7 protein-coding genes are annotated in these 11,360 nt (G+C 51.1%); 4 read left to right on the top strand and 3 right to left on the bottom strand.

Annotated features, from left to right (window positions below):
- The first annotated feature begins 174 nt into the window (after positions 1–174).
- The gene (locus tag METMI_RS0102820) at positions 175–483 is read left to right on the top strand and encodes a coiled-coil domain-containing protein (protein ID WP_019864703.1); all 309 of its coding nucleotides are present in this window, start codon (positions 175–177) and stop codon (positions 481–483) included.
- A gap of 143 nt (positions 484–626) precedes the next feature.
- On the opposite strand, the gene METMI_RS0102815 is transcribed toward METMI_RS0102820, so the two are convergent.
- Both METMI_RS0102815 and METMI_RS27360 read right to left on the bottom strand, forming a co-directional pair.
- Positions 627–1,154, bottom strand: coding sequence for a hypothetical protein (locus METMI_RS0102815; RefSeq protein ID WP_156829753.1), 528 nt, complete (start codon positions 1,152–1,154; stop codon positions 627–629).
- 249 nt (positions 1,155–1,403) lie between these two features.
- Positions 1,404–1,589, bottom strand: a complete 186-nt coding sequence (locus METMI_RS27360; protein WP_019864700.1) for a PIN domain-containing protein — start codon at positions 1,587–1,589, stop codon at positions 1,404–1,406.
- A gap of 152 nt (positions 1,590–1,741) precedes the next feature.
- On the opposite strand from METMI_RS27360, the gene ppc reads away from it, so the two are divergent.
- A complete protein-coding gene (ppc, locus tag METMI_RS0102805) occupies positions 1,742–4,543 on the top strand; it encodes a phosphoenolpyruvate carboxylase (RefSeq protein ID WP_019864699.1) in 2,802 nt (933 codons plus the stop codon).
- Between the two features lie 167 nt (positions 4,544–4,710).
- On the opposite strand, the gene METMI_RS0102800 is transcribed toward ppc, so the two are convergent.
- A complete protein-coding gene (locus METMI_RS0102800; RefSeq protein WP_019864697.1) occupies positions 4,711–5,325 on the bottom strand; it encodes a YfiR family protein in 615 nt (204 codons plus the stop codon).
- Between the two features lie 484 nt (positions 5,326–5,809).
- Here METMI_RS0102800 and METMI_RS0102785 point away from each other — a divergent pair, with 484 nt between their 5' ends.
- Together METMI_RS0102785 and METMI_RS0102780 are read left to right on the top strand one after the other, a co-directional pair.
- On the top strand, positions 5,810–6,316 hold the full coding sequence (locus METMI_RS0102785) for a transcriptional repressor (RefSeq protein WP_019864694.1): 507 nt from the start codon (positions 5,810–5,812) through the stop codon (positions 6,314–6,316).
- A gap of 202 nt (positions 6,317–6,518) precedes the next feature.
- Positions 6,519–10,637, top strand: coding sequence for a hypothetical protein (locus METMI_RS0102780; RefSeq protein ID WP_019864693.1), 4,119 nt, complete (start codon positions 6,519–6,521; stop codon positions 10,635–10,637).
- The last annotated feature ends 723 nt before the right edge of the window (positions 10,638–11,360 follow it).

Here is an 11,360-nt window from a genome sequence, read left to right as displayed (position 1 = left end):
ACGAAAAGCACGAAAAGACATGAAAAAGTGGTTAGGCTTAAAAATTGGTTGGTAATGGCGTAACTCCGGCTTTCGGATTATGTTGAAAAATGGATTACATGGCTAGGCCAGCCACATTTTTGATAGCTATGGTAAAGTACAAACGTATCGTAAAAATCTAAAAGGGTGAAAACAATGGCTACATTATCGTTCGATACCCATGAGTTTGTTAAAAAACTCAAAGACGTGGGGTTTAGCGAGGAACAAGCGGAAGTTATAACCGACTTACAAAAAACCACGGTTAGCAATACCTTGGAACAAGCGCGGCATGATTATGAATTGGATAACATTGCCACCAAGCGGGATTTGAGGGAAACGGAGTTAAGGCTTGAATTAAAGATAGCCGAAACCAAAGCCGATTTGATCCGTTGGGTGGTGGGTGTGGGTTTGCTGCAAATAACCATTATTACCGGATTAATTTTGAAGTTAATCGGTACGGTTTAGTTGGTGGCTGTTACTTAAAAGTGGAGTAGGCTGGGATGGGGCGGGGGCGTAATCCCAGCAATACCAGCCGTAAAATGCTGGGGTTCGCTATCGCGCTTTTCGAGTCCCTTTCGTCATCCCAGGGTTCTGATCCCTGTTATTCGTTAGTGCATTTTCATGCTGGCGATCACGTCATCGCGAATCTTTTCGATCTTGTCCCTATGCCGTGTGCGGTCAGTGATTTCCACAAGCTCCCCTGATAGCAAGCGGATGGATAACCAGTATTCGTAATGATCCGTACGGCTTTCCAAATCGAAATTATTCCATTGACCGATGAAAACCTCGGAAATCGAAGCAAAGGGGATGTCCCGATGTTTTTTTTCGAAACGTGAAGTATCGCGAACGGTCACCCGGCGCAGCCGATGGTCAATGCTGACTTCGCGTTTGGGCCTCCAAACAAATACCCAGAGGCCAACCGCGATGAAAAAAACGCCCATAAACTCAATTAGCTTACGTGTGCCCGATGACCCTAACTGGAACCAGCCTGTGTCCGGGTTGCTGCCTACCGGGTCAATATATTGAACAAGCAAAATGATAAAAATGCCCAAGGCGATGGCGAACCAGCCATCGCGGGGTGGATTATTTTGATAGCCTATGATTTTCATTGGAATACAAACCTTTTTTAGATTCATTATGTTGCCTAACGTAGGGTTAACCAGCCGCCCCGCTTTTGGGTGGTCTGGTTGCGCCGGGTTAGCACGGTAGGTTGGGGTGAGGCACGAACCCCAACGCATAAAATCCGCAAATGTTGGGGTTCGCAAGCTCACCACCAACCTACGGCCTAATTGTCAAGAACACACGCATGACTGCCGCACCGTTCAAGCCTAACACGCCCATTGCGTTTCATCCAAGCCAATCCCGGCGACATTTACCTGAAAATTTCACAAGAACGGATTGACGGCCATCATCCGGTTATCAATTATCTGCCCATGTTGCATGTCCTCCGAATACAGCATGGTGCACTCGGCTTGCAGTGCGGCGGCAATGGTTGGGCTGTCTGCTGTGTTTATGGCGATAGCGTAACCCAGGCAGCGTCCGGACGGCAATTGCCGTGCCGGTAAAGCCAAACTTTTATATACTGGTGACGACTTTGTTTCCGGTCTGTTTCTTGCTGATATTTTCAAGAACTTAACACAAATAACCCCAAATATTCCACCCTACCTTTAAGGCTATTAATGCGTATCTTAAAAAATTCCCTTAACTTCCATAGAGAGTGTCTATGACCGCTGACATCCAATACGACGACAAAGCCCTGCAAGCCAGCATCAAATCCTTAAAAGCGATGCTGACCAAAGTGCTGAAAACCCAAGCCAATCCGAAAATCATGGCGACTGTCGAGCAACTGCAAAAGCAGTTCACCGCTTTGCAACGCGACAGCAGCCCGGAGAAACGCCAGCAATTGCAAGCCACGTTGCAGGATTTGCCGCCTGAGACCTTAACCGAAGTGATCCGGGCCTTTAGTTTATATTTTAGTTTGCTGAACATCGCCGAAGAGTCGACTAACCTACGCCTGCGCCGCAAGGAAATCGAAAACAACAAGCATTTCTGGCCTGGCTCTTTCCATGACACTTTGCTGGGTTTCCAGCAACAAGGCGTGACCGTCGCCGATTTGCAAATCCTGCTCGACGATTTGCAATACTTGCCCGTGATGACCGCGCACCCGACTGAAGCAAAGCGGCGTACGGTGCGCACCGCTTTGCGCAAGGTGTTCCTTAGCCACGAAATACTGGATGACAACCGTGTCAAAGGCTATTTCCGGGAGCAGGCCTTGGAACGCCTGCAAAGCCAAGTCCAGTTGTTATGGAAAATCGACGAGGTGCGGACGCGCAGCATGGGCGTGGTCGATGAGATTGAAGCCGGGTTGTTTTATTTCCCGCTCTCGTTGTTTGAAGCCACGGCGAGGATGTACCGGAATTTCAAACGTGCCGTGCAAGATGTCTATGGCCTGGAGGCGGTGACGGAGCTGCGTATCCCGAATTTTTTGACCTTCGGTTCCTGGATAGGCGGCGACCGCGACGGTAACCCGAATGTCAAACCGGAAACCACCGCGTTGGCCTTGCGTCTGCAAGCCCGTACGATTGTCCAGGAATACCTGCAGCGCATTGATGCGGTGCGCAGGCAATTGGCATTTTCTTATGGCTTATGCCAACCTAGCCCTGAGTTTTTCGCCAGCCTGGAAAGTGACCGCGCCTTTATTGGCGACCACGCTAACACGCTGGAGCATAAATATCTGCAAGAACCGTATCGGCAAAAATTGGCCTTGATGAAATATCGGCTGGAACAACGCTTGGCGCAAATCGAGCAGCGTATCGACGGTTACAGCGGCCAGATTGTCGACCAATCTTACCGCAGCTCCGCGCAATTGCTCGCCGATTTGCAGCTTATCCAGCAATCGTTGGTCAGCCACGGTGACCGTGCGGTGGCGGAATTGGAATTGCAGGACTTGATCCGTTTGGTCGGCACCTTTGGTTTCCATTTGATGCAATTGGATGTGCGCCAAGAATCGACCCGCCACAGTGAAGCCGTCGCGGAAATTTTTACCGCCGCCTTGGGCTTGGATTATCTGGCTATGGACGAGGCCCAACGCCTGCAATTATTGGGTGAAGCCATCGCCACGCCAGGCGGTTTGGTTTATGACGCGACGCAACTGTCCGCCGCCACGACGGAAACCTTGGAGTTGTTCCGCGTCATGGCGGAAATGCGCCGCGAGATCGGCGGCGATTGTTTCAGCAAATACGTCATTTCCATGACCCACGCGGCCAGCCATATCCTGGAAGTGATGCTGTTGGCGGCGCAAAATGGCCTGACCGGGCGTATCGGCGGGCAATGGTTCTGCCATATCGGGGTCAGCCCCTTGTTCGAGACCATCAACGACCTGAACCATATCGACAGCGTCTTACGCACCTTATTTGCCCAACCCGTCTACCGCGCCTTGTTGCAGGCATCGGGGCAACGTCAGGAAATCATGCTGGGGTATTCCGATTCCTGCAAAGATGGCGGTATCTTGGCTTCGGCTTGGGGCTTGTACCGTGCGCAGCAGCAAGTCATGGCGATTGCCGACGAGCAAGGCATCCCGTGCCGTTTGTTCCACGGGCGCGGCGGCACGGTCGGGCGTGGCGGCGGCCCTACCCACCAGGCGATCCTGGCGCAGCCGCCCGCCACGGTGCGGGGGCAAATCAAGTTCACCGAACAAGGCGAAACCCTGTTTTACCGCTACAACAACATGGAAACCGCCATGTACGAGCTGACGATGGGCATCACGGGCTTGCTGAAGGCCAGCATCAGCCTGGTGCGTCCGGTTGACGAAGACCGTCCGGAGGATTTGGCGATCATGGGCGAGTTGGCGCAAATCGGCGAGAGCGGTTTCCGCCAACTCACCGAGCACACCCCTGGGTTTTTGGATTATTTCTACGAAGCCACGCCGTTGACGGAAATCGGACAGCTCAACATCGGCTCGCGCCCCTCGCACCGCAAAAAACAAGACCGCTCGAAAAATTCGGTGCGTGCCATCGCTTGGGTGTTCGCTTGGGCGCAATCGCGGCAAACCTTTCCGGCGTGGTATGGCATTGGTTCCAGCCTGGAGACGTGGTGCGCCGGTAAGCCGGACCGCTTGGCGGCATTACGCGGGTTGTATAAAAATTGGCCGTTTTTCCACAATTTGCTCAGCAACGCGCAAATGGCCTTGAGCAAATCGGATTTGGACATCGCCCGCGAATATGCGGCTTTGTGTCTGGACGGACAAGTCGGCCAGGACATACACGGCATGATCGCCAGCGAGCATCGCCGCTGCGTGGAATGGATATTGGAAATCGCCGAAACCGACCGCTTGCTGGCGGAAAATCCGGAACTCGCCGTCTCTTTGCGCCACCGCAACAATTATTTGGGGCCGCTGAATTATATCCAGGCCAGTTTAATTAAGGCGGTGCGCAACGCCGAAACCGATGAAGCGGAAAATCCTTGGCGCAAACCCTTGTTGAGGACGATTAACGCAATAGCGGCGGGGATGCGGAATACGGGGTAGGTTGGTGCGGCGAGGCCGGGGCCGATTGCCTTTGATGGGCCTTATTCCCATGCCGGGTGTGGGAATAAGGTGGCCTGCTTGTTTTGTTGCGCAGTGCCCGCTTTCCTCAGGTACGTCCAAGTTTCTGCGTTCCGTGCGAACCGCCCGCGACGCTTTTAAAACAGGTTCTAAGGGTTGAAAATGGTCGCGAGTTTTAAGACCCTGGCGCTGATCCAGATCCCGGCCGCTTTGGTGGCCTTTAGGTTGATGTGCAGATGGATTTTAGCGTCCGCCATTTTCAGATAAACCATGCCGCCTTGGCCAAGGAAACCATCCGTTTCACCAATTGTTAAAATGGGGCGTTTGTGGCTTTCCTGAAGCCATTGAGTGATGTTGTTGGTTTCCATGCTGACATATAACACTTGGCATTGGCCCAGTTGGCTGCCGCTAGTGTTGATGTTGTGTGCCGATAGCGTCCTGTCCCCGACCCGTTTTTTATCAATCAACGTGAATGCTTGCTGGACGGCATCGTCGCCCAGTACGCAAAGGTTCACCGTGCCATCATTGCCCTTAAACACTTCGGCCGGCCAATCGGTGAAACGGATCAAATTGAGTGTCAGCACTGACTTGATGGTGTATTCATCGACAGCCTCAGCCTGTGCCGCTGGCAAAACCATGTGCGATGACAACACCGCAATTACCACGGCTAGCCTGGCTTTTGTCTGAAAAAACAAATGCTCAGACAGTAAACCGGAAGCTTCCGCCATGTGATTGTTAGCGAGGTAAAACAAGCATGTCGACATGTTGATACTGGATAAGCCAATGCTAGACGGAAATTACAGGTATTTTGGGGGCAAATACGGAATGTATCCGTCCCCCGTCATTTGGCAAGTTACCGATAGGCCATTCGGCCGGAAATTTTGGGGCTGGCTCCCATGCAATGGCGGGGGAGGGGGCATGGCGGCGCAGGCGGAAAAGGTAAAATACCTGTTATCGCCTGGGTAGGGATGGATGGCTTGTGCTTGTTTGCCCTGGATACCTGGCCATTTAGAAAGGGGATGTTCCGTTTTCATTGTGTTCCGGTAAGGCCTAAGGGCTTAATGGGCCATGGCATTAAAAAAGCGAAAATCTAGCAACCAACCCGTTTTGGCATCACCAACTAGCCAAACACAAGGCTTTCTGATGCTGGGTTTTCATTGGATGGCCAACCCTGACGGGTTTCCGTGCATTGCCCGCTTTGGTTATGGGCTATATTATATCATCCGCTTTTAACCTCCTGGCATCTTGATGAAAACCCTTGTTGAACCGACTTTAAATTTACCGGAACCCAATGCGCATAACCACCAGCAATGTGTGCATGACGCGTTGAAAACGGCTGAGCATTTGTGTAGCGAGCGCGGCGTGCAATTGACTTCCATACGCCACCAAGTGCTGGAGTTGATTTGGGAAAGTCATAAGGCCGTGAAAGCTTATGAATTATTGGACCGTATCAAACCGCTACAAAATGCCGCCAAACCCGCCACCATTTACCGGGCTTTGGATTTTCTAATCGCGCAAGGTTTAGTCCATCGGGTGGAAAGCCTCAACGCCTTTGTCGGTTGCCGCTGTTCGGGGCATCAGCACGAACAATTGTTGCTGATTTGCAAGCAATGCGAGGAAGTCGAGGAGCGCACGGCGGGCAAGGTCATGCAGGCCTTAGCGGAGGAATTCCGGCAGGCGGGTTTTACCGCCCACAGCAAAGCGGTGGAAGTGCATGGTTTATGCCGCCGTTGTGCGGGGCTTGGTGAAGCCTGAGGGGGTTTACTGTCCCGCCTGGCCAATACCGGTTTTTTGCTATTTCCTAACCTGTCCAATATCCCTGAAAATTCAAACTGTTGGCGGCGGCGATTGGCTGGTCACCTGATTGGGGCAGGTGCCATCCAATCCTCCTGTGAAGTTTTGCAGAACCTTCCGGCTTCGTGCTATTGTTGGGGCCTATCACTCTTAGGAGCTGCCCATGCACAAGCCCGTCTGGTTTATCTGTTTCGTCCTCTGCTGGTTTTCCTCGTCCGTCTTCGCCAAACCCTTCACGAAAGACCAAGTCCCCGAGCCTCTCAAACCTTGGATAGAGTGGGTGGCGGAAGATAATCCCGAACTTGTGTGCCCGTTTTTATACAGTGATGGCGCACAAAAACGCTGCAACTGGCCTACCGCCACGCAATTGGATTTAAGTCCGACTAAAGGCGTGTTCACGACCTCAGGCCAAGTTTTTAAGGATACGTGGGTGCAGTTGCCGGGCGATAGCTTGCATTGGCCGCAGAATGTCACCATCAATAAGCAGGCCGCTTTGGTGATGGACAAGGACGGCATTCCTGTTATCAAAATCACTGCTGACGGCGCGGCAAGCAGCTATCAAATCCACGGCGAATTCCTCTGGGAGCGCATTCCCGACAATCTCCCTGTGCCGATGGACACGGGTCTCATTAACCTCAGCATCAACGGGCAAGCCATAGCCGCGCCAACCATCCGCGACGGGCAGCTGTGGTTGAAAGAAAGCGAGAGCGGGCAGGGCAAATTGGCAAATGTCCAAAACAGCCTTGATCTGCAAGTGTTCCGCCAGTTTACCGACGATGTGCCATTGCAAGCCGTTACCCGCTTAGTGCTGGATGTGGCGGGCGAACAGCGCGAAGTCAAACTTGCCAAACCCGTTTTAGATAACTTTATCGCCTTCAATTTGGCATCCGCCTTACCCGCAAAGTTAGAGAATGACGGGCAGTTATTAGTGCAACTGCGTCCAGGCCATTGGCAAATCGACATCACCGCGCGTAGCGTGAAAGATTTGCCATCCGTGCCATTCCCCAGCGGAGGCCAAGACTGGCCTGAATTGGAAATTTGGTTGTTCCAAGCCAGCCCCGATGTGCGCGTGGTCGAAATTGAACAACTGGCTTCCATCGACACCAGCCAAAGCAATGTGCCGGACGAATGGAAGAACCTGCCTGCCTATAGCATTAACAACGGGCAAGCGATGGGTTTTAAAGTGATACGCCGGGGCGACCCTGATCCCGATGCCAACCAACTAACTATTAACCGAAAATTGTGGCTGGATTTTGACGGACAAGGTTACACCGCCAATGACACTATTTCGGGCAAAATTTCGCGTGGCTGGCGGTTAAATGCCTTGCCGCAAACCCAGTTGGGTAAAGTCACGCTCAATGATGGCAATTTATTGATCACCAAACTGGCGGGTAGCGACAAGCAAGGCGTGGAAGTGCGCCAAGGTTCGGTCAATTTACAAGCCGATAGCCGTATTGTTGGCAAGGTCGGTGATTTGAATGCGGTTGGCTGGGAGCAGGATTTTCAACAAGTCACTGCCGAACTGAATTTGCCGCCTGGCTGGCGGTTACTGGCGGCAAGTGGTGTGGATAATGTGCCGGACAGTTGGTTATCGCGCTGGACTTTACTAGATTTGTTCATGGTGTTGTGTGCCGGTTTGGCAATTGGTCGGATTTGGCATCCATATTGGGGCGCATTTGCCCTGGTCACTTTGGTATTGATTTGGCACGAACCCGACGCGCCACATTTTGTTTGGCTGAATATCCTCGCCGCCACAGCTTTACTTAACGAATTGCCCAAAGACAAATTCCTCGGTTTTGCAAGATTGGTAAAAAGTTACCGTTTAGCGGGTTGGCTGGGTTTGGTGTTGATTGCGCTGCCGTTTATGGTGGATCAAGTGCATAACGGCCTGTATCCGCAATTGGAAGCACCAAGCCAAGCGATTACCGAAAATTACGACCAAGGGCGGCTTGATGAATCCGTGCAAATGCCGCTGCCTGCGAGTGCGCCTGCCGTGATGGGCATGGTGGAATCCGACAGTTACATGGCAAAAAGAACGATGAAAAAAGAGGCGAAAGCCTATTTGCAAGACCAAGCCCAAAGCCTTGACCGCATAGACCCAGCCGCCAAAGTCCAAACCGGCCCCGGTTTGCCCGAATGGCAATGGCATAAAATTTATTTGTCGTGGAATGGTTCGGTGTCCAGCCAACAACAATTGGGTTTATGGTATTTGTCGCCACCTGTGACTATGTTCTTAAATTTTCTTCGTGTTTTGGCTATCGCAGTGTTGGCGATGCTGATGTTTGGCGTTGCTGATAAATTCCGCCCCCATTTCCCCAAATTCAGGGCAACTCCGCCTGCTGTATTGGTTTTGTTGTTATTACCGGTATTGATGGCAATACAACCCAAAGCCTACGCCGATTATCCTAGCGAAGCCTTGTTAAGCGAATTGAAAACCCGTTTGCAAAAAGTCGAAACACCCGATTGTTTGCCCGCTTGTGCCGATATTCCACAAATGGCGATGAGCATTACTCAAGATCGAGTGGAATTGGTGTTGCAAATCCACGCCAGTGCGGCTGTGGTGTTGCCGTTGCCTGCTGAATATGGGCAATGGTTTCCGAACCAAGTCCTCGACAATGGCGAAGCTGCGACGGCTTTGTACCGCGAAGGCAATGGCTTATGGATACATTTAAAACCAGGCGAACACCGCGTCACCCTGCGCGGAACGTCACCATTGCTCAGCCAATTCACCCTGCCTTTACCCTTGAAACCCAAACGCGTGACTTTGGACAAATCCGGCTGGGAAGTGGTGGGCATCCAAGAAAACGCCGTGCCGGACACGCAATTACAATTTAGCCGTACCGGCCAAACCAAAGACGCTAACAACAAAACGATGCTCGAACCCGGTGTATTGCCGCCGTTTATCAGTGTCGAGCGTACATTACAATTAGGTTTGGACTGGCGCGTTTACACCCGCGTCAATCGCTTGTCACCCGTGGGTTCGGCGGTAGTGTTAAAAATTCCTTTATTGCCTGGGGAAGCGGTTAGTACCGAAGGTGTCCACGTCAAAGACGGCATGGTCGAAGTGAATATGTCCGCGCAAGATACCGAGACAGAATGGCTGTCGACTTTGGCTAAAGCGCCCGCCTTAGAATTGCTTGCGCCCAGCACTGAGCAATGGACAGAAGTGTGGAAAGCCAATGTCAGCCCGATTTGGCACATGGAAAGCCAAGGCATTGCCCCTATCCATAGCTTGGATCAAGCCGAATGGTTGCCGGAATGGCATCCTTGGCCCGGTGAAAAACTGGCGTTGCAAATCACCCGCCCCGAAGCGGTCAACGGGCAAACCTTGACGATAGACCAAAGCCAATTAAACCTAAAACCAGGGCAACGTTTACAGGATGTGGTGCTGAGTTTCAGTTTACGCAGCTCGCAAGGTGGCCAACATACCATGATCTTGCCGGAACACGCAGATTTGCAATCAGTGGCGATCAACGGGCAAACCATGCCCATCCGTTTGCAAGAGCGGAAATTGACCTTGCCAGTCACTCCAGGCAAACAGGACGTATCCATTAATTGGCATGAAGAATCGCCAATTGCCAGTGTGATATCTACACCAAGCGTTGATTTAGGCACGCCCAGCGTCAATAGCCGTTTGAATATCAGCCTAGGCCAAGACCGTTGGGTATTATGGGTGCATGGCCCGACTTTGGGGCCAGCGATTTTGTTCTGGGGTGTGTTGGTGGTGATTTTTATCGTCTCGCTAGGCTTGGGTAAAATCAGCCTGACTCCCTTAAAACATTGGCAATGGTTTTTGTTGCTGATTGGCCTTAGCCAAGTGCCGATGGCGGTCGCTGGAATTGTCATCTTATGGCTGATGTTGCTAGGTTGGCGGCAAAACCAAACCGCCGATTACCGCCATTTCAATTTGTTGCAAGTCGTGCTGGGTTTGTTGACCTTAAGTTCTTTAGGCGTGTTGTTCGCCGCCGTCGCCGAAGGCTTGTTAAGCACACCGGATATGCGCATCACAGGCAATGGTTCTAGCGCCTTCAACTTAAATTGGTATCAAGACCGCAGCTTATCGACTTTACCCTCCACCACGGTTATTTCCGTACCTGTTTTAGCTTATCGGGTGTTGATGTTGGCGTGGTCTTTGTGGCTGGCGGTGTCTTTGCTGAACTGGCTGAAGTGGGGTTGGGGGTGTTTTGCCAACAATGGTTTGTGGCATAAAAAGATTGTGCTTGCTCCGGTGCTTTCAGAACAGGAAGTTACAGAACAAGACGATACCCATAATAAGCCGTAGGATGAGATGGACGAAGGGAAGCGCATCATTAGTTTTGGCTTGTGATGGGCTTCCTATCGTCAAATTGTCCTTTTATCTACGAGCGGCAAACAGCCTATACGAGCCACCTAACTTAAAATTTATCTTCACTTTGATACCATAAACTAATAAAGATCCCCTATTTTTTATTTTTATATCAAACAATTAGTTTTTTCACCAATAGTGTGAAAAATGCCATTTCAAATCTGGTAATAGTTAATATTTCTGTCTACGCGCTTAACCTATAATCTTCCACAAACCGTATTCCGGCATGTCCGGTTTTGTTCAATGGTAATTGGCTTATCCCATAAAGGCGCATGTATGATTGAAAAATTAATAAAGGCAGGTATTTGGTGTGGTTTTACGATGTGTTTTTGGGGGACGCAGATGAGCCGGATAAAGGAAGCGAGTGCGGGACGCGCAGGCCTTCCTGTCATTTTTTGGGCATTATCAATTTATATTGTATTGGCTATACGGACTTGGTTTTGCAATTTAAGTGGTAGGATGATCGTATTGGTATGGCTCTTGGGAATATCGTGGGGGGCCATCGCCACTACCGGTACAAGTTGCCCTTCTTTGTCGCCATCAGCTACATTAAAAGGTTGGCAAGTATTAAACATGTATTATTCTCCCAGTCCTGATTTGGCTGTACTCAGATTTTTAACTGGTGATTTTACTAGAGAAAATACCTCACACCTTTCTGTA

It is taken from the genome of Methylovulum miyakonense HT12 (genome assembly GCF_000384075.1).
In the GTDB taxonomy this organism is placed as follows: Bacteria; Pseudomonadota; Gammaproteobacteria; order Methylococcales; family Methylomonadaceae; genus Methylovulum; species Methylovulum miyakonense.
Note: the sequence above shows the minus strand (reverse complement) of the source record. Positions and strands in the feature narration are given on the sequence as shown.

Bases quoted from the DNA above. Each gene is read 5' to 3' on its own strand.
- METMI_RS0102820 (WP_019864703.1), top strand. From the start codon at position 175: ATGGCTACATTATCGTTCGATACCCATGAGTTTGTTAAAAAACTCAAA.
- METMI_RS0102815 (WP_156829753.1), bottom strand. From the start codon at position 1,154: ATGAATCTAAAAAAGGTTTGTATTCCAATGAAAATCATAGGCTATCAA.
- ppc (WP_019864699.1), top strand. From the start codon at position 1,742: ATGACCGCTGACATCCAATACGACGACAAAGCCCTGCAAGCCAGCATC.
- METMI_RS0102800 (WP_019864697.1), bottom strand. From the start codon at position 5,325: ATGTCGACATGCTTGTTTTACCTCGCTAACAATCACATGGCGGAAGCT.
- METMI_RS0102785 (WP_019864694.1), top strand. From the start codon at position 5,810: ATGAAAACCCTTGTTGAACCGACTTTAAATTTACCGGAACCCAATGCG.
- METMI_RS0102780 (WP_019864693.1), top strand. From the start codon at position 6,519: ATGCACAAGCCCGTCTGGTTTATCTGTTTCGTCCTCTGCTGGTTTTCC.